The 18,627-nt window shown below is 75.4% G+C and carries 16 protein-coding genes; 10 read left to right on the forward strand and 6 right to left on the reverse strand.

The annotated features are described in order from the left end of the window. Positions 1-108: 108 nt before the first annotated feature. Positions 109-1,347, reverse strand: a complete 1,239-nt coding sequence (locus HDA31_RS02710; protein ID WP_178066405.1) for a hypothetical protein — start codon at positions 1,345-1,347, stop codon at positions 109-111. 87 nt (positions 1,348-1,434) lie between these two features. After that, on the reverse strand, positions 1,435-1,818 hold the full coding sequence (locus HDA31_RS02715; protein ID WP_178066404.1) for a WhiB family transcriptional regulator: 384 nt from the start codon (positions 1,816-1,818) through the stop codon (positions 1,435-1,437). A 254-nt stretch (positions 1,819-2,072) separates the two neighbouring features. Here HDA31_RS02715 and HDA31_RS02720 point away from each other — a divergent pair, with 254 nt between their 5' ends. Then, positions 2,073-2,894, forward strand: coding sequence for a helix-turn-helix transcriptional regulator (locus tag HDA31_RS02720; RefSeq protein WP_178066403.1), 822 nt, complete (start codon positions 2,073-2,075; stop codon positions 2,892-2,894). Positions 2,895-2,922: 28 nt separating this feature from the next. Here HDA31_RS02720 and HDA31_RS02725 read toward each other — a convergent pair whose 3' ends face one another. Beyond that, positions 2,923-3,327, reverse strand: coding sequence for a DUF5319 domain-containing protein (locus HDA31_RS02725; RefSeq protein ID WP_043965658.1), 405 nt, complete (start codon positions 3,325-3,327; stop codon positions 2,923-2,925). A gap of 233 nt (positions 3,328-3,560) precedes the next feature. Here HDA31_RS02725 and guaB point away from each other — a divergent pair, with 233 nt between their 5' ends. The 4 genes from guaB to HDA31_RS02745 all read left to right on the forward strand — a co-directional run bounded on the left by guaB (position 3,561) and on the right by HDA31_RS02745 (position 9,489). After that, on the forward strand, positions 3,561-5,123 hold the full coding sequence (gene guaB, locus HDA31_RS02730; protein ID WP_178066402.1) for an IMP dehydrogenase: 1,563 nt from the start codon (positions 3,561-3,563) through the stop codon (positions 5,121-5,123). 38 nt (positions 5,124-5,161) lie between these two features. Next, entirely contained in the window at positions 5,162-6,280 is a 1,119-nt protein-coding gene (locus tag HDA31_RS02735; RefSeq protein ID WP_074472577.1) for a GuaB3 family IMP dehydrogenase-related protein, read from the forward strand. Positions 6,281-6,443: 163 nt separating this feature from the next. Next, on the forward strand, positions 6,444-7,859 hold the full coding sequence (locus HDA31_RS02740; protein WP_178066401.1) for a M1 family metallopeptidase: 1,416 nt from the start codon (positions 6,444-6,446) through the stop codon (positions 7,857-7,859). A 178-nt stretch (positions 7,860-8,037) separates the two neighbouring features. After that, positions 8,038-9,489, forward strand: a complete 1,452-nt coding sequence (locus HDA31_RS02745) for a M1 family metallopeptidase (RefSeq protein ID WP_376701434.1) — start codon at positions 8,038-8,040, stop codon at positions 9,487-9,489. 38 nt (positions 9,490-9,527) lie between these two features. Here HDA31_RS02745 and HDA31_RS02750 read toward each other — a convergent pair whose 3' ends face one another. Then, positions 9,528-10,259, reverse strand: a complete 732-nt coding sequence (locus HDA31_RS02750) for an SDR family oxidoreductase (RefSeq protein WP_178066400.1) — start codon at positions 10,257-10,259, stop codon at positions 9,528-9,530. Positions 10,260-10,351: 92 nt separating this feature from the next. On the opposite strand from HDA31_RS02750, the gene HDA31_RS02755 reads away from it, so the two are divergent. After that, complete coding sequence (locus tag HDA31_RS02755; RefSeq protein ID WP_178066399.1) at positions 10,352-11,200, forward strand: LysR family transcriptional regulator; 849 nt, start codon at positions 10,352-10,354, stop codon at positions 11,198-11,200. 6 nt (positions 11,201-11,206) lie between these two features. Here the strand turns inward: HDA31_RS02755 and HDA31_RS02760 are convergent, their stop codons facing one another. Further along, a complete protein-coding gene (locus tag HDA31_RS02760; RefSeq protein ID WP_178066398.1) occupies positions 11,207-12,328 on the reverse strand; it encodes an LCP family protein in 1,122 nt (373 codons plus the stop codon). 139 nt (positions 12,329-12,467) lie between these two features. Between HDA31_RS02760 and HDA31_RS02765 the strand changes: the two genes are divergently transcribed. Both HDA31_RS02765 and guaA read left to right on the forward strand, forming a co-directional pair. Further along, a complete protein-coding gene (locus tag HDA31_RS02765) occupies positions 12,468-14,165 on the forward strand; it encodes an FAD-dependent oxidoreductase (protein WP_178066397.1) in 1,698 nt (565 codons plus the stop codon). 137 nt (positions 14,166-14,302) lie between these two features. After that, on the forward strand, positions 14,303-15,859 hold the full coding sequence (gene guaA / locus HDA31_RS02770; protein WP_178066396.1) for a glutamine-hydrolyzing GMP synthase: 1,557 nt from the start codon (positions 14,303-14,305) through the stop codon (positions 15,857-15,859). Positions 15,860-15,874: 15 nt separating this feature from the next. Here the strand turns inward: guaA and HDA31_RS02775 are convergent, their stop codons facing one another. Continuing rightward, positions 15,875-16,141, reverse strand: coding sequence for a PspC domain-containing protein (locus HDA31_RS02775; protein WP_178066395.1), 267 nt, complete (start codon positions 16,139-16,141; stop codon positions 15,875-15,877). Between the two features lie 144 nt (positions 16,142-16,285). Here HDA31_RS02775 and HDA31_RS02780 point away from each other — a divergent pair, with 144 nt between their 5' ends. Together HDA31_RS02780 and HDA31_RS02785 are read left to right on the forward strand one after the other, a co-directional pair. Beyond that, the gene (locus tag HDA31_RS02780; RefSeq protein ID WP_178066394.1) at positions 16,286-17,233 is read left to right on the forward strand and encodes an NUDIX hydrolase; all 948 of its coding nucleotides are present in this window, start codon (positions 16,286-16,288) and stop codon (positions 17,231-17,233) included. Between the two features lie 143 nt (positions 17,234-17,376). Next, the gene (locus HDA31_RS02785) at positions 17,377-18,282 is read left to right on the forward strand and encodes an NUDIX hydrolase (protein ID WP_178067821.1); all 906 of its coding nucleotides are present in this window, start codon (positions 17,377-17,379) and stop codon (positions 18,280-18,282) included. Positions 18,283-18,627 lie beyond the last annotated feature (345 nt).

Below are 18,627 nucleotides of genomic sequence, written 5' to 3' on the forward strand. Positions count from 1 at the left end.
CCGTCGGGCGGAGCCGCGCCGGCAGGTGGGTCACCCGGCCGTGGGCGTGGCGGGTGGCGCGCCGGTGGCCCGGTCACCCGGCGGTGGGCGTGGCGGGCGGCGCGCCGGTCACCCGGCGGTGGGCGTGGCGAAGGACGGCGGCGGCCCGAGGTGGGCGACCTCCGGGGCCAGCAGCACCGACCAGGGCGGCCGGAACTCCGGCGACCGGCGGTCCAGCTCCGCCTGGAGCTCGCCGCGCCACGGCCCGCCCCGGCCGTGGTGCGGCAGCCATTCCGGCCACGAGTCGTAGCACCGGTCGACGGTGAAGCCGTCGGCCGTGGTCCGGAGGCGGAGGAAGATCCAGCGGCCGTGGGCCGGGTCGGCCTCGGCGGCCCGGAGCCGCCGGACCAGCTCGCCGGCCTCCCGGAAGGCCGTCCAGTCGTCCTCGCCGGGCCGTGGGGCGGGTGCCGGGTCGCCGTCGTGCTGGCTGAGGGCGCTGTCGGTGACCTGGACGACCAGCGCGCAGCGGCCGTCCCCGGCCGGGGCCCGGCGGCGCGCCCAGTCGACGAGGGCCGCCAGCTCCGCGGTGGGCGTCGGGGCCGGGCGGGGCGTCTCGGCAGCCGCGCGCATGGCGGCCCAGACCAGCTCGTCGTGCTGGTCGTCGCTGAGCACCCGGACGCGCCGCGGCGGGGCCTCGACCGACGCGGGGACCTCCGGCCGGGCGGTGCCCGGGGTCAGCCCGGCGCGCGCGGCCATCGCCAGGCCGGCGGCCACGTCGACCCGGTCGGGCCGGAGCCGGCCGAGCAGCCCGTCCAGCGCCGCCGCGTCGACGAGCCCGGCGACCGCCGCGGCGAGCAGCCGGTCGGCCGCCGCCGTCACGTCGGCCCGCTCCGCCTCGTCCGCGGCGTCGTGCCCGCCCCACTCGAAGACCACGTCGAGCAGTTCCCGCCGGGCCCGGTCGCCGTCGAGCACCGGCCCGGCCGTGGCCGACAGGCCGTCTCCCAGGTTCGGTTCCGGGTACGCGACCCGGGCCCAGCCACCGGCGTCGTACCAGTGGACGTAGCCGAGCTGGTCCTCCTCGGCGAACCGGGTCAGCTCCGGCCAGGGCAGCCAGGCGGGCGCCCCGGCGAGCAGGTCGAGCGGCGGGCTGGCCCAGGTCGTGTCGCTGTACTCGTGGTCGTACCCGAAGAGCACCGCCCGGCCGCCCTCGACCAGCACGAGCCGGGCCCAGTTGCCTCCGTGGTCGTCGTGGTGGGCCCCGTCGGCGTCGCACCACCAGACGTCGTGGTGACCGAGCGCGGCGAGGGCGGCGGCGTGTGTGCCCCACCGGGCCCAGAGCGTGTCGGGGTCCGCGATGTCGATCAGCATCCCGGGATCCTGGCAGACCGGTGGGACAACGCACCGCGCGATGGTCGCCGGGGGCGGAGGTGTTCGCGCCGGCGTCCACCGGCGCCGTCAGGCGACGCTGCGCTGCGCCGGGACGGTGGACTTGTGCGGACGGCCCAGGCGGGCCTCCAGCCGGGCCACGTCGACGCGGGACTGCCGGCGGTCGGCCAGGTCCTCCCAGCCCACCGCGAGCAGCCGCAGCCGCTCCGCCTCGCTGAAGCCGCCCCACACCCCGTAGGGCTCACGGACGGCGAGGGCGTGCGCGGCGCACTCGGCACGTACGGGGCACGTCCGGCAGACCGTCTTGGCGCCGGACTCCCGGCGCAGCCGGGAGGAGCCGCGCTCGCCGTCCGGGTGGAAGAACTGGGCGCTGTCGCGGCCCCGGCAGGCACCGAGCCGCTGCCAGTCCCAGAGGTCGACGATGGGTCCGGGCAGCCTGCGTACGTTCGACATCAGCACCCCTCCTCCCGCGCGGCACCGCGGAGATCCTCAGTTGTCCGGTGTCCGGGCGGCGGCCGCGCTGGCGCACCGTTTCCGGCTCGGGCTCCCCGGTACCCAGCCTCGCTCCCGCTCACACGTGTGTGATCGAAAAGGTCGGACAACTTGCCTGATATGACCTAACTGTCGGAAAAGTTCGAAGGATTGCCGGGAACGCCCACCCGACGCCACCTCCCCATGGTCTGCTCGGGGTCGGAGAGGAGACCACAGTGCGTACCGTTCTCGTGTGCGTTCGGACACCGCTCGCCGCGCAGCAACTGAACTCCGCGGCGGCGCGGCTCGGACTGTCCGCCGCCGTCCGTACCGCCGTCTCCGATCCCGAGGTGATGCTGCGCCTGGCGGAGGGCCCGGCGGACGTCGTGCTCGCCGACACCGCCCTCACCCGGCCGGACAGCGCCGGCTTCGTCCGGCGGGTGCTGGCCCGCGCCCCGCAGGCCGCGGTGCTGCTGCTCGGCGCGGAGGAGTCCGAGGCCGCCGCCGCGACCATCGGCGCCGGTGCCCGGGGGCTGATCCAGGGCACCGACCACGACCTGACCAGCGCGGTGGCGAAGGCGCTGCTGCTGCTCTCGGCACCGGGCCGCGCGACCCGCAGCCGGGTGACCGATCCGGCCCGCGACGCGGCCTCCGTCGGCGGGCCCGCCCGACCCGCACCGGCCGGCCGGCCCTCGGCCAAGTCCAGCCCGGCCTGGCCGGCGGGGCCCGAGGAGCCGCCCGGCGGCGCGCCGCCGGTGGTGCCGGTGCAGCGCGGCGACGACGAGGTGGAGGCGGGCGGCGAGGGGGAGGCCCCGGCGACGGCGGGGCAGCGCCCCGCCCCGGCCCGGGGCGGCCGCAGCGCGATCGGCCTGACCGAGCGGGAACTCCAGGTGCTGCTCGGCATGGCCGAGGGCAAGAGCAACGCCGAGATCGGCCGCGAGCTCTTCGTCTCGGAGGACACCGTCAAGACGCACGCCCGCCGGCTGTTCCGCAAGCTCGGCGCCCGGGACCGCGCGCACGCGGTGGCCGCCGGCTTCCGCGCCGGCCTGGTCACCTGACCCGCCCACCCGCGAAGCGCCGGGGACCCTAGGGGGTCGGGTCGTCGTCGGTGCCCTCGGTGAGGGTGTCGTGCACGCCGTCGGCGTAGCCGCGGGCGTAGTCCCACGTCACGTAGTGGTCGGGATCCGGGTCGTAGGCCGGCTCGTGCACCCGGGGACGGCCGGAGCTGAGCAGGTGGCGCAGGTTGCCCCGGAGCAGGTCCCAGTCGAAGTAGTGCGGCTCGCGGCAGTCCTCGCACTCGATGACCAGCCCGCGCACGCCGACGGGGGCCAGCAGGGCCTGGTAGATCTCCAGGTCGGCCAGATCCTCCAGCACGTCCTGCCGCTCGACCTCGGTCAGCGGGTCGAGCGTGTCGTCGTCCGCCGGGTCGTGCAGCTCCGCCGCCGGATCGGCCGGGTCGCCGTTGAACGGGTCGATGGGCTCGTCGTGCACCCCCTCACCGTAGACCCCGCGCCCGCCGGACGCCCGCCCCCGTCCGGCCGGTCACCCCGCGTCGGCCTCGGCGGGCGTGAGCGTCACGCAGCGTCGTCCGCCGGCCCGGCTCCGGCGGGGCCGGGCTGGGCCGATGGGTACGATGGCACTGACGCGTCCTCACCCGGCGTGCGCCGGACGTCCGCGCGCGCCGTCTCGCCGAAGCCCGCCCGACCCAGCTCAGGAGAGCAATCGTGGACAATTCGCCCAGCATCGATCTTCCGGCCGGCGCCGACACCGGCGAGCTGGGCGGCCATCTGCCGGAGCTGCCCGCCGGCTCGGCCCGGGTGGTCCCGCTCGGCCTCACCTTCGACGACGTGCTCCTCCAGCCCGGCGAGTCGGACGTCGTGCCCAGCCGGGTCAACACCCGCACCCGGCTCACCCGCAACGTCGAGCTGACCGTCCCGCTGCTGTCCAGCGCGATGGACACGGTCACCGAGGCGCGGATGGCGATCGCCATGGCCCGCCAGGGCGGCATCGGCGTGCTGCACCGCAACCTGTCCCTGGAGGACCAGGCGCTCCAGGTCGACCTGGTCAAGCGCTCCGAGTCCGGCATGATCACCAACCCGGTGACGGCCAGCCCCGACGACACCCTGCGCGACGTCGACGCGCTCTGCGGGCGCTACCGCATCTCCGGCGTCCCCGTGGTCGACGGCGAGGGCCAGCTCGTCGGCATCGTCACCAACCGGGACATGCGCTTCGTCTCCGAGCCGGCCACCCCGGTCCGCGAGATCATGACCCGCACGCCGCTGGTCACCGCCCCGGTCGGGGTCAGCAAGGACGAGGCGCTGGCCCTGCTGCGTCAGCACAAGGTCGAGAAGCTGCCGATCGTCGACGGCGCGGGCCGGCTGCGCGGGCTGATCACCGTGAAGGACTTCACCAAGAGCGAGCAGTACCCGAACGCCACCAAGGACGACGTGGGCCGGCTCCGGGTGGCCGCCGCCGTCGGCGTGGGCGAGGACGCGTACAAGCGGGCCCGGGCGCTGGTCGACGCGGGCGTCGACGTGATCATCGTGGACACCGCCCACGGCCACCAGCGGGCGGTGCTGGACATGGTCCGCCAGCTCAAGAAGGACGTGACGATCGACATCGTCGGCGGCAACGTGGCCACCTACGCCGGGGCGAAGGCCCTGGTCGAGGCCGGCGCGGACGGCGTGAAGGTCGGGGTGGGCCCGGGCGCGATCTGCACCACCCGGATCGTCGCCGGCGTCGGCGTGCCGCAGATCACCGCGATCATGGAGGCGGCGCGGGCCGCCCGCCCGGCCGGCGTGCCGGTCATCGGCGACGGCGGCATCCAGTATTCGGGCGACATCGCCAAGGCCCTCGTGGCCGGGGCCGACACCGTGATGCTCGGCAGCCTGCTGGCCGGCTGCGAGGAGAGCCCCGGCGAGCTGATCTTCATCAACGGCAAGCAGTACAAGGCGTACCGGGGGATGGGCTCGCTCGGCGCGATGCAGTCGCGGGGGCAGGCCAAGTCGTACTCGAAGGACCGCTACTTCCAGCAGGACGTGCTCGCCGAGGACAAGCTGGTCCCGGAGGGCGTCGAGGGCCAGGTGCCCTACCGGGGGCCGCTCGCCGCCGTCGCCCACCAGCTCACCGGCGGGCTGCGGGCCGCGATGGGGTACGTCGGCGCGGAGAGCATCCCCGAGCTGCACCGGCGCGGCCAGCTCATCCGGATCACCGCGGCCGGGCTCAAGGAGAGCCACCCGCACGACATCCAGATGACCGTCGAGGCGCCCAACTACCACTCCCGTTGACCCGCTGACCACCACCCCCGACACCACCTGGAGCCACCATGCGTGACGTGGTCGAGATCGGCCTGGGCAAGACCGCGCAGCGCGGTTACCACCTGGACGACATCGCCATCGTGCCGAGCCGCCGCACCCGGGACGTCGACGACGTCTCCACCACCTGGCAGCTCGACGCGTACCAGTTCGGCATCCCCTGCGTGGGGCACCCCTCTGACGCGACGATGAGCCCGGCGTCCGCCGTGCGGCTCGGCCAGCTCGGCGGCCTCGGGGTGCTCAACGTCGAGGGCCTGTGGACCCGGTACGAGAACCCGACCAAGATCCTGGAGGAGCTGTCGGGCCTCGGCGAGGACGCCCGCGCCACCAAGCGGCTCCAGGAGGTCTACGCCGAGCCGATCCGCCCGGACCTCATCGCCGAGCGGGTCCGCGAGCTGCGGGCCGGCGGCGGCACGGTGGCCGTGCGGGTCTCCCCGCAGCACACCCTGGCGCTGGCCCCGGTGATCCTCGACGCGGGCGTGGACATCCTGGTCATCCAGGGCACCATCGTCTCGGCCGAGCACGTCTCCACCACCGACGAGCCGCTCAACCTCAAGGAGTTCATCGCCGACCTCGACCTGCCGGTCATCGTCGGCGGCTGCACCGACTACAAGACGGCGCTGCACCTGATGCGCACCGGCGCGGCCGGTGTGATCGTCGGCATCGGCGGCGACGGCTGGTCGACCACCGAGTCGGTGCTGGGCATCCGGGTGCCGATGGCCACCGCGATCGCCGACGCCGCCGCGGCCCGCCGCGACTACCTCGACGAGACCGGCGGCCGGTACGTGCACCTGATCGCCGACGGCGACATCCAGACCTCCGGCGACATCGCCAAGGCGCTGGGCTGCGGCGCGGACGCGGTGATGCTCGGCGAGCCGCTGTCGCTGTGCGCGGAGGCCCCGGCCGGCGGCGCGTGGTGGCACTCGGCGGCCAGCCACCCGTCGCTGCCGCGCGGCGCGTTCGAGGTGGCCGGCGAGCCGCTCGGGGAGATGGAGCGGCTGCTGTTCGGCCCGGCCGACGAGCCGGACGGCCAGCTCAACCTGTTCGGCGGGCTGCGCCGGGCGATGGCCAAGTGCGGCTACCGCGACCTCAAGGAGTTCCAGAAGGTCGGCCTGGTCCTCGACCGCTGACCCGCCGTCCGGGGCGACCCGGAGAGCACGTGGAACGGCCCCGCCGCGGGACAGCGGCGGGGCCGTTCGCACCGGTAGGGTCGCTCGTGGGGGTATTGCCGGTTATGGACGCTTCTGCCGGTCGGCGTGGGCTAGGCTCGCCCCCGACAGCCGAGGGAGAGCGATGGTCCGAACAGGAAGCCGACCGGTCGGCCGCGTCGTCCTGACCGCCTGCCTCGTCGCGGCTGCCCTCGCCGCCTGCACCGGGCCGCCGCCCGACGCCGACCGCGCCCGCCACGGGGCGGCCGACGCGGGCGACCCGTACGTCCCCGGGCGCGGCAACGGCGGCTACGACGTGGCCGCGTACCGGCTGCGGATCCGCTACGACCCGGCGGACGACCGGCTCACCGGCCACGCCACCATCACGGCCACCGCGACGGCCGGGCTGTCCCGGTTCAACCTGGACCTGTCCGGCCTGACCGTCGGCGCGGTCCGCGTCGACGGCGCGAAGGCCCGGCACGCCCGCGAGGGCGACGAGCTGGTGGTCACCCCGGCGCGCGGCCTGGACCGGGGCGCCCGGTTCGCCGTCGACGTGGAGTACGCGGGGGTGCCGCAGCCGGTCGAGAGCACCACGCTGGGCGTCGGCGGCTTCCTCGCCACCGCCGACGGCGCGGTCGCGCTCGGCCAGCCCGACTCGGCGAGCACCTGGTTCCCGGTCAACGACCACCCGTCCGACAAGGCCACCTACGACGTCGAGGTCACCGTCCCCGACGGGCTGGCCGCGCTCGGCAACGGCGTGCCGGCGGGACGCGCCAGCGCCGGCGGCTGGACCACCTGGCGCTGGGTCGAGCGGGCCCCGATGGCCAGCTACCTGAGCACGTTGGTGATCGGCGACTACCGGGTCGCCACCGGCACCCACCGGGGCAAGCCGATGGTCACGGCCGTCGCGGCGAGCCTGCCCGCCGACGGGCCGGCCGCCGCCTCGCTGGCCCGCACCGGCGAGATCGCCGACTTCCTCGCCGACCGCTTCGGGCCGTACCCGTTCGAGTCGTACGGCGGGATCGCGCTCGCCGAGCGCCGCATCTCGTACGCCCTGGAGACCCAGTCGCGCCCGGTCTACGGGCCGGGCTTCTTCCGCTCCGGCCGCCCCGACACCGGGGTGGTCGCGCACGAGCTGGCCCACCAGTGGTTCGGCGACAGCGTCTCGCTGGCCCGGTGGAGCGACATCTGGCTCAACGAGGGCTTCGCCACGTACGCCGAATGGCTCTGGCGGGAGCACGACGGCGGCCGGACCGTCGCGCAGACCGTCGCGGACCGCCACGCCGCGACGGACTGGTCGCAGCCGTCGGTCGACCCGGGCCGGGCGAACATGTTCGGCGACGCCGTCTACCAGCGGGGCGCGCTCGCGGTGCACGCGCTGCGGCGGACCGTCGGCGACGACGCCTTCTTCCGGATCCTGCGCGCCTGGACCACCGAGCGGCGCGGCGGCAACGCCACGACGGCGGACTTCGTCGCCCTCGCCGAGCGGGTCTCCGGCCGGCGGCTGGCCGCGCTGCTCGACGCCTGGCTCGTCGGCGGCATCGCGCCCGCGCTGCCCTGAGCGGCGTCGGCACCCGGGGCTGCCGGCCGGTGACCCGCCGTGCCCGCGCCGCCGTGCGCCGTGCCCGCGCTCGGTAGGCTGCCGCGGGTGGAGCGGCCCGGACGAGCCGGGCCGGCCGGGTGGGCCGAGGGCCGTCGCCGGGCCGGGGGCCTCCGCCGGGAGGGACGACGCGATGACGCTGCGCCTGCGGGGCCTGCGCCTGCGCACCGGGCTGCTGCTGGCCGGCGTGCTCGGGCTGGCCGCCTGCTCCTCGACGCCCGAGCCGGCCGCCCGGGAGGCCACCCCGTCGCCGACGGCGGCGCGGCAGTTCAAGCCCGGCGCGGCCGGGGTCGGCGACGACTACTTCCCCCGGTACGGCAACGGCGGGTACGACGTGACCCGGTACGTGGTGAAGGTCCGCTACGACCCCGCGACGGACCGCCTCACCGGCACCACCACCGTGCAGGCCACGGCCACCGCGAGCCTGTCCGCGTTCCACCTGGACCTGGCCGGGCTCACCGTGCGCGGGGTGACGGTCGACGGCGTCGCGGCCCGGCACGCCCGCGCCGGCGACGAGCTGGTCGTCACCCCCGCCGCCGGCCTGACCTCGGGCAACGGCTTCACCGCCGAGATCCGGTACGAGGGCACGCCGAAGCCGCTGACCAACGAGACCCTCGGCGAGGGCGGCTTCCGGCACACCTCCGACGGCGCGGTGGCCCTCGGCCAGCCCGAGTCGGCGAGCACCTGGTTCCCGGTCAACGACCACCCGTCCGACAAGGCCACCTACGACTTCGAGATCACCGTCCCGGAGGGGCTGACCGCCGTCAGCAACGGGGTGCCGGTGGGCAAGGCCACCCGCGCCGGCTGGACCACCTGGAAGTGGGCCGAGCGGTCCCCGATGGCCAGCTACCTGAGCATGGTGGCCATCGGGAACTTCCGGGTGACCCGCGCCGAGCACAAGGGACGGCCGGTGTTCAGCGCGGTCACCACGAAGCTGCCCGAGGGCGCGGCGGACGCCTCGATCGCCCGCACCGTCGAGGTGGCCGACTACCTGGAGGGCGTGTTCGGGCCGTACCCGTTCGGGTCGTACGGCGGGGTGGTCGTCGACGATCCGGGCATCAGGTTCGCCCTGGAGACGCAGAGCCGCCCGGTCTACTCGGCCACCTTCTTCAGCCGCGGCGCGAACAGCGGGGTGGTCGCGCACGAGCTGGCCCACCAGTGGTTCGGCGACAGCGTCTCGCTGGCCCGGTGGAGCGACATCTGGCTCAACGAGGGCTTCGCCACGTACGCCGAATGGCTCTGGCTGGAGCACGACGGCGGCCGGACGGTGCAGCAGTCGTTCGACGGGGAGTACCTCGGCGCGTCGGCGTCGCTGTGGCGGACGCCGCCCGGCCGGCCGGGGGCGGCGAACCTGTTCAGCGACTCCGTCTACCAGCGGGGCGCGATGACCGTGCACGCGCTGCGCGTCACCGTCGGCGACGAGGCGTTCTTCCGGATCGTCCGGGGCTGGGCGGCCGACCGGCGCGACGGCAACGTCACCACCGCCGACTTCGTCGCCCACGCCGAGCAGGTCTCCGGCCGGCAGCTCGACGCGCTCTTCGACGCCTGGCTCCACGGCACCGAGCGGCCGGAGCGCCCGACGGCCCGCTGACCCCCGGGCGCTCCGCCCGCCGTCACCCGGTCACGCCGTCACCAGGGCACCACCCCGGCGTCCTCGAAGAAGCCGCCGGTCGGGCCGTCGTCGGGCAGGGTCGCGAGCCGGACCGCGATCGCCGCACCCTGCTCCGGGGTACGGACCCCCCGGAAGCCGTTGAGGTCGGTGGCGACGTAGCCGGGGCAGGCGGCGTTGATCAGGATGTTCGTGCCGCGCAGCTCCCTGACGTACTGGACGGTGACGGCGTTGAGGAACGTCTTCGACGGCGAGTACGCGACGGCGATCGGACCCGTGGTGAGCTCGCTCTCGGCGGCGGACTGCCGGGCGAGGGAGCCGACGCTGCTGGACATGTTCACGATCCGGGGCGAGGTCGACCGGCGCAGCAGCGGCAGCATGGCGTTGGTGACCCGGATGACGCCGAGCACGTTCGTCTCCACGACGGCCCGCATCACCGCGAGGTCGACGGTGGTGGGCAGCTGCGCCCGGTCGCCGGTCACCCCGGCGTTGTTGACCAGCGCGTCGAGGCGGCCGGCGCGTTCCTCGACCAGCGCGGCGGCGGCGGTCACGCTCGCGTCGTCGGTCACGTCCAGCGGCACCCCGAACGCGTCGACGCCGGCTGCGCGCAACTTCGCCACGGCGGTCTCCCGGCGCTGGCCGTCCCGCGCGCCGACGCCGACGGTGAAGCCGAGGGCACCCAGGCCGGCGGCGATCTCGTACCCGATTCCCTTGTTGGCGCCGGTGACCAGCGCGATCTTCGCTTCGCTCATGCGGCCGATCCTGGCCGGGGCCGGCCGGGTCACCAACACCGGCTGAGTGGGCAGCGATACCCGACGGGTATCGGCGCGGGTACGGTGGGGGCATGGAGACGCGGGAGCTGCGATATTTCGTCGCCGTCGCCGAGGAACTCCACTTCGGGCGGGCGGCGCAGCGCCTCGGCATCGCGCAGCCGCCGCTGTCGCGGGCGATCGCGCAACTCGAACGGCGGCTCGGGGTGACGCTGCTGGACCGCACCAGCCGCAGCGTCGCCCTGACCGAGGCCGGCGCGGTGCTGCTGGTCGAGGGCCGGGCGGCCCTCGACGCGGTGGCCGCCGCCGACCGCCGTACCCGCCGCGCCGCCCGCGCCGCGACCGGCGACCCCGGCCTGGTCCTGGTCACCAAGGCCGGAGCGTCAAGCGAACTGCTGGCGAAGCTGCTCGACGCCTACGCCGCCGAGCCCGGCGCGGTCGCCGTCGACGTGCACCTGTGCGGGATCGGCGAGCAGGAGCGGCTGCTGCGCGACGGCCGGGCGGACGTGGCGCTGCTGCACCGGCCGTTCGACTCGACCGTCGGGTTCGACGCTGAGGAGCTGTGCACGGAGGGGCAGGTGGTGCTCCTGCCGGCCGGGCATCCCCTCGCCGGCCGGGCGGAGCTGCGGGAGGCCGACGTCGCCGATCTTCCCGGCCTGCCGCTGCCGCGGTGGCCGTGCCGCGACGGCAGCTACCCGGACGGTCCCGGCCCGCAGGTCCGCGACCACGCGCAGCTGCACGAGCTGATCGCGCTCGGCCGGGCGTCGGCGGTCGTGCCCGAGTCGTGCCGGACCCACCTGCGCCGGGACATCGCCGCCGTGCCGGTGTCGGACGCGCCGCGCGTGACGACGGTGATCGCCTGGCCGCCGCACAGCCGGTCCCGGGCGCTGGCCGTGCTGATCCGGACGGCGCTCGGCCTCTAGCCGGGCCTAGTTCTTCACCACCAGCTCCGGGTGGTCGGCGAGGTACTGCTCGGCCCGGCCCTCCTCGAGCGCGGTGAGGAACTGCCGGCCGACCGGCTTGAGCTGCTCACCGCGGTAGCCGCTGCCCCTGCCCACCCCCTCGCCGGGCAGGCCGACGAGGACGAGCCGGTCGGCGGGCAGCCCGCCGAGGGCGTACGCGAGGTCGACGATCCGTGGCCCGCCCGCGTAGACGAGGGTGTCGCCGAGCGCCCCGACGACCTGCTCGACCCGGTCGGGCTGCCGGGGCAGGCTCTCGGACTGCATCTTCGCCACGATGGCCCGGATGAGCTGCTGCTGGTGCCGCTGCCGGTCGTAGTCGCCGTTCTTCAGGCCGTAGCGCTGCCGGGCGTAGTCCAGCGCCTGCCAGCCGTTGAGGTGCCGCTCGCCCTTCTCGTAGACCATCTGCGGGCCGACGTAGCCGCCGCCGCCCGGGGCGGCCTCGCGGTGCCGGCCGTCCGGCCGCCGGTGCAGCGAGACGGTCCGCTCGTCGACGTAGAGGTCGACCCCGCCGACGGCGTCCACCAGCTTCTCGAAGCCGGTGAAGGTGACCACGGCGCCGGCGTCGAAGCGCAGCCCGGTGTAGCCGCTGACGGTGCTGCGCAGCAGCTCGTAGCCCTGGGCGGCGCTCGGCTTCTTGGGCTTGCCCGGCACCCGGCTGCCGTAGCTCATCGCGTGGGTGAGCTTGGTCTTCCCGCCGGAGTAGCCGGCCTTCGGGTAGGCCGGGATGTCGACCAGCAGGTCCCGGGGCAGCGAGAAGAGGTACGCCCGGTCCAGCCCCGCCGGCACGTGCGCCACCAGCACCGCGTCGCCGTGCGGCTCCCAGCCGGGCACGCTGACCCGGGTGTCCACGCCGACGAGCAGCAGGTTGAGCGGCCCGGTGACGTCGGCCCCGGGCGGCGGCGTCGGGCTCGGCGTCGGCGACGGCGTGGGGGTGGGCGCGGCCGTGACCCGCCCCGCCCCGCGCTCGGTCTGCCGGTCGGCGACCAGCCGGGCCGCCACCGTGCCCCCGAGCGCCAGCACGACGGCCGCCACGACGACGGCCAGCCCCGCCCGCCACCGCCGCCGTCCGGTCCCCGCCTGTCCGGCCATGTCCGCACCCCCGCACCTACAACGCTCCGAGGGCCGCGCCGGGTTGCGGCCGCTGAGCCGCGGATCACCTGCGGCGGGGTGCATGGTCGCGCGAAAACCGGCTATGGCGCGAGAGCTACTCGTCGGTAATGATGCGTTCATGCGGTACGACGTGCTCGTCATCGGGTCCGGCTTCGGCGGCAGCGTCACCGCGCTCCGGCTGGCCGAGAAGGGTTACTCGGTCGGCGTCCTGGAGGCCGGGCGGCGCTTCGCCGACGACGAGTTCCCCGAGACGTCGTGGCGGCTGCGGCGCTTCCTGTGGGCCCCGCGGCTCGGCTGCTTCGGCCTGCAACGCCTCACCCTGCTCCGCTCCGCCGACCGGCGGGCCGGCGGCGGGGTGCTGGTGCTCTCCGGCGCGGGGGTGGGCGGCGGCTCGCTGGTCTACGCGAACACCCTCTACGAGCCCCTCGACGCGTTCTACGCCGACCCGCAGTGGCGGGACGTCACCGACTGGCGGGCCGAGCTGGCCCCGCACTACGACCAGGCGAAGCGGATGCTCGGCGTCACCACCTACCCGCGGCACACCCGCGCGGACTCCGCGATGCGGGCGGTCGCCGACCGGATGGGGGCCGGGCACACCTTCCACCCCACCCCCGTCGGCGTGCACATCGGCCGGCCGGGGGAGCGGGCCGCCGACCCGTACTTCGGCGGCGTCGGCCCGGAGCGCACCGGCTGCACCCACTGCGGGGCGTGCATGACGGGCTGCCGGCAGGGGGCGAAGAACACCCTGGTCAAGAACTACCTCTGGCTGGCCGAGCGGCTCGGCGCGCAGGTGCACCCGCTGACCACCGTCACCGCCGTGCGCCCCGCCGCCGGCGGCGGCTACCGGGTCGAGACCGTCCGCACCGGGTCCTGGCTGCGCAGGCGTCGCCGGGTGTGGCACGCCGACCAGGTGGTCCTCGCCGCCGGGGCGCTCGGCACCCAGCGGCTGCTGCACGAGATGAAGGCCACCGGCGTGCTGCCGCACCTGTCCGACCGCCTCGGCGAGCTGACCCGGACCAACTCCGAGGCGATCCTCGGCGCGTCCGTGCCCCTCGGGCCGGCCCGCGCGCAGGGGCTGGACTTCACCGACGGGGTGGCGATCACCAGCTCGTTCCACCCCGACCCGCAGACCCACATCGAGCCGGTCCGCTACGGGCGGGGCTCCAACGCGATGGGGCTGCTCCAGTCGCTGCTGGTCGACGGCGGGCCGCACCGGGTCCGCCGCTGGCTGGTCGGCCTGCTCACCCAGCCGCGCCTCGCCGTGCGGATGCTCACCGTCCGCGACTGGTCGCGGCGCACCGTCATCGCGCTGGTCATGCAGTCGGCCGACAACTCGCTGACGACCCGCTGGCGGCGCGGCCCGCTCGGGCGGCGGCTGGTCGCCGGGCCCGGCCACGGCGCGCCCAACCCGACGTGGATCCCCGCCGGCAACGCCGCCGCGCGGCTGCTCGCCGAGGAGATCGGCGGCACGCCGGGCGGGTCGCTCACCGAGCCGTTCGACATCCCGATCACCGCGCACATCCTCGGCGGGGCGGTGATCGGGGCCACCGCCGCCGACGGGGTGGTCGACCCGTACCACCGGGTGCACGGGCACCCGGGGCTGCACGTGGTGGACGGGGCGGCCGTGTCGGCGAACCTGGGCGTGAACCCGTCGCTGACCATCACCGCGCAGGCGGAACGGGCGATGTCGTTCTGGCCCAACCGGGGCGAGGCGGACCCCCGGCCGCCGCTGGGGGAGGCGTACCGGCGGGTGGCGGCGGTGCCGCCGGTGCGTCCGGCCGTGCCGGCGGACGCACCCGGCGCGCTCCGCTGGTAAGGAAGGGCCCCTTGTTAACGCCTACGGTAGAGAAGGGTCCCCTTCTCACCACTTCACCCGCAGGCGCGCGGGGCCGCGTCGGGCGTGCGCCGGGGTCCGCGCGGGGCTGGGGGTGACTGTCGGTAGGCTTCGTGCCCATGAGCACGCCTCGCCCCGTCCTCGTGGTGGACTTCGGAGCCCAGTACGCCCAGCTCATCGCGCGCCGGGTGCGCGAGGCGCGGGTCTACTCGGAGATCGTGCCGCACTCGATGCCGGTGGCGGAGATGCTGGCGAGGGACCCGGCCGCGATCATCCTGTCCGGCGGCCCGGCCAGCGTCTACGCGCCCGACGCCCCGCAGGTCGACGCGGGGGTGTTCGAGGCGGGCGTGCCGGTCTTCGGCATCTGCTACGGCTTCCAGGCGATGGCCCAGGCCCTCGGCGGCACGGTCGCGCGCACCGGCAACCGCGAGTACGGCGGCACCCCGCTGCGCCCCCGCCTCACCGAGCCCGGGGTGCTGCTGCGCGACCTGCCGGCCGACCTGCCGGTCTGGATGAGCCACGGCGACTGCGTGACCGAGGCCCCGGCGGGCTTCGCGGTGACGGCCGAGTCGGCCGGCGCCCCGGTCGCCGCGTTCGAGGACCTGGCCGGTCGCCGCGCGGGCGTGCAGTTCCACCCGGAGGTGGGGCACACCGCGCACGGCCAGGAGATGCTCACCCGGTTCCTCTACGACATCGCCGGCATCGAGCCGACCTGGACGCCCGAGAACATCATCGACGAGCAGGTGGCCCGCATCCGCGCCCAGGTGGGCGACAAGGAGGTCATCTGCGGCCTGTCCGGCGGGGTCGACTCGGCCGTCGCCGCCGCGCTGGTGCACCGGGCCGTCGGCGACCAGCTCACCTGCGTCTTCGTCGACCACGGCCTGCTGCGGGCGGGCGAGGCCGAGCAGGTGGAGAAGGACTACGTCGCCGCCACCGGCATCAAGCTGAAGGTGGTCGACGCGGCCGACCGGTTCCTCGGCGCGCTGGCCGGGGTGACCGATCCGGAGCAGAAGCGCAAGATCATCGGTCGGGAGTTCATCCGGGTCTTCGAGGCCGCCGCCCGGGAGGTCGCCGCGCACGGCGACGTCGAGTTCCTGGTGCAGGGCACCCTCTACCCGGACGTGGTGGAGTCCGGCGGCGGCACCGGCACCGCCAACATCAAGAGCCACCACAACGTCGGCGGCCTGCCGGAGGACCTGAAGTTCGCCCTGGTCGAGCCGCTGCGCACGCTGTTCAAGGACGAGGTGCGCACGCTGGGCCTCCAGCTGGGCCTGCCCGAGGCGATGGTCTGGCGGCACCCGTTCCCGGGGCCGGGCCTGGCCATCCGGATCATCGGGGCGGTCGACCGGGAGCGGCTGGACCTGCTGCGCCAGGCCGACCTGATCGCCCGCGAGGAGCTGACCGCCGCCGGCCTGGACCGGGGCGTGTGGCAGTTCCCCGTGGTGCTCCTGGCCGACGTGCGCAGCGTCGGCGTGCAGGGCGACGGGCGCAGCTACGGGCATCCCGTGGTGCTGCGCCCGGTCTCCAGCGAGGACGCGATGACCGCCGACTGGTCCCGGCTGCCCTACGAGGTGGTGGCCAGGATCTCCACCCGGATCACCAACGAGGTGGCCGAGGTGAACCGGGTGGTCCTGGACGTGACCAGCAAGCCGCCGGGCACCATCGAGTGGGAGTGACCCCCGCCCGCCGGCTCAGCCGCCGGTCGGCGACGCGGGGTCCGTCGGGTGCGGCCAGGCCGGGGCGTCGGCCGGCTCCTCGGGCATCAGGAACCACATGATCGGGTACGCGAGCGCGGCCACCCCGGCGGTGGCGAGCGTCGCGACGGCGAAGAGCACCCGGGCTAGGGTGGGGTCGACGGCGAAGTAGCGGCCGAGGCCGCTGGCCACCCCGGCGACCATCCGGTCCGTGGTGGGTCGGCGGAGTTGCTTGTACGGTGCCTGGTGCGGTGTCGAGGTCATGCCTCCACGTTCCGCGCCGGAGGGCCCGCCGGCCTCGGTGACGGCCCGGATCATTACCCTGACCGATCCCTGATGATCAAGTATTCAGTCAGGAATCTGACTCTTTTCAATGCAGGTAACGAGGGACGGGGAGAATTTGGCCCCGTGACCACCATGCTGGAGCCGCTCCGCAGGATCGCGGCATACGCAGTCTGTGCTGACTCAGTCGGCCGAGTGTTGCTGGTCCGCGCATCGGAGCGCTCCGGCACCCCCGGCACGTGGTCCCTCCCCGGCGGGGCGGTCGACCACGGCGAGGACCCGAACCACACCGTCGTCCGCGAGACCGCCGCCGAGACCGGGCTCTCGGTCGCCGTCTCCGGCCTCGACGACGTGCTGGCCGACATGCGGGCCCTGCCCGAGCGCGGCATCACCATCCACACCGACCGGCTCATCTACCGGGTGTCGGTGCGGGGCGGCACGCTCACCGACCGGGTCGACCGCCCCACCGACCTGGCCCGCTGGGTCACTCCCACCGAGGCGCGCGAGCTGCCGCTGCGCTCGTTCACCGCGCGGGCCCTCGGGCTGCCCGCCTCCTCGGCCGACGTGGTGCCCGACGAGCCGCCGGAGTTCCCCTCCTTCTACGCGGTGCCCGGCCCCGACGGGCTGCACCGCGCCCAGCGCTTCGCCGCGTACGCGGTGGCCACCGACCCCGACGGCCGGGTGCTGCTCACCCGGGTCTCCGACGGCTACCCGGGGGCCGGCTGCTGGCACCTGCCCGGCGGCGGCACCGACTACGGCGAGCAGCCGGGCGCGGCGCTCATCCGCGAGCTGGTCGAGGAGACCGGCCAGCAGGGCCGCCTCGTCGAGCTGCTCGGGGTGGCCAGCCACCGTGACGCCGCCTCCCTCGGCCCCGAGGGCTACCCGATCGACTGGCACGGCGTGCGCGCCTTCTACCGGGTGATGGTCGACCAGCCCGCCCCGCCCACGGTGACCGACGTCGGCGGCTCCACCTGCGAGGCCCGCTGGTTCGCCCGCGAGGAGCTGGGCGCGCTGCCCGCCGACCGCCTCACCGAGGTCACGGCGGAGGCCGTCCAGGCCGCCCGCCTCGCCTGACTGCCGCCCGAGCCCGGGCCGGACCGGTGGCCCGACCCGGGGCGCGGCCCTACGGCCCCACGTCGTCGCCCGCCCACCCGGCGTCCGCGATAGCTTCTTGACCGACCGGGCGTCCCGCCCGGGGGATCGGGAGGCGCGGCGTGCTGGAGCAGCGACGGCAGGTGGGGGTCCACGGGGTGTGCCGGGGGCGTGACGGGCGGGTGCTGCTCGTGCGCGGCTCCGCGTCGGCCGACCACCCGGGGGCGTGGCGGCTGCCCGGCGGCGGGCTGGCGCACGGGGAGCACCCGGAGGCCGGCGTGGTCCGGGAGTTCGCCGCGCAGACCGGCCTCGCCGTGCAGGTGACGGGCCTGCTCGCCGCCGTCTCGGACGTCACCGGGCTGCCGGGCGTGGCGCTGCACACCGACCGGATCGTCTTCGCCGTCGAGGCGTCCGGCGGCACGCTGCGCGCCGCGCCCGACGGCGTCACCGACCTGGCGCGCTGGTCGACGCCCGAGGAGGCCGCCGGGCTGCCGCTGCTGCCGTTCACCGCCGAGGCGCTCGGCCTGCCGGTCGCCCCGGTGCGGCCCGCGTCCGGGGCGTCCCCCGGCGGGGCGCAACCGCCGGTGCCGGCCGACCGGAGGCAGCGCTTCGCGGCGTACGGGCTGGTCACCGACCCGGACGGGCGGGTGCTGCTCACCCTGATCGCCGACGGCTACCCGGGGGCCGGGCTGTGGCACCTGCCCGGTGGCGGCACCGACCACGGCGAGCAGCCGGCCGCCGGCCTGCTCCGCGAACTGGTCGAGGAGGCCGGCCAGCTCGGCCGGGTGGTCGAGCTGCTCACCGTCCACGACCGCTACGATCCGGGCGCGCTGGGCCCGGAGGGCCGGCCGCTGGACTGGCACGGGGTGCGGGTGGTCTACCGGGTGGTGGTCGACGACCCCACCGAGGCCCGGGTCACCGAGCTGGCCGGCGGTTCGACGGCCGCCGCCGCCTGGTTTCCGCCGGACGCGCTCGGCGACCTGCCGTTGACCGAGGTGGCGGCCCTGGTAACCGGACATCGGGTCGCATAGCGCCCGCCCGCCGAGCCGGTATCGACGCCCTCCGGTAGGCTGAAGGCGGGGTTGGTGGAGGATCGGGCGATCAGGCCCGAGATGGGAATAGAAGAGGCGATTCGCGCGGTTAACGGAGATATCAGGTCCGCCGGCAGCTATCGCCAAGCCCCCTACCCCTGTGCAATGGTGTACTCCGCTTTGACGGCTGCCGGGCCCGAAGCGGTCCGGCACGAGACAGCCGGACACCCGCCCCCGCGGCGGCCAGCCCGATCCGGTGATGGAGGAAACGTGCCGAGAGCCCCATGGCGCCGGCGTCGTACGACTGACAGTCCGCGCCCCGCAGGGCGTCGCTGGGCGGGCCCG

The organism is Micromonospora carbonacea (genome assembly GCF_014205165.1).
Taxonomy (GTDB): Bacteria; Actinomycetota; Actinomycetes; order Mycobacteriales; family Micromonosporaceae; genus Micromonospora; species Micromonospora carbonacea.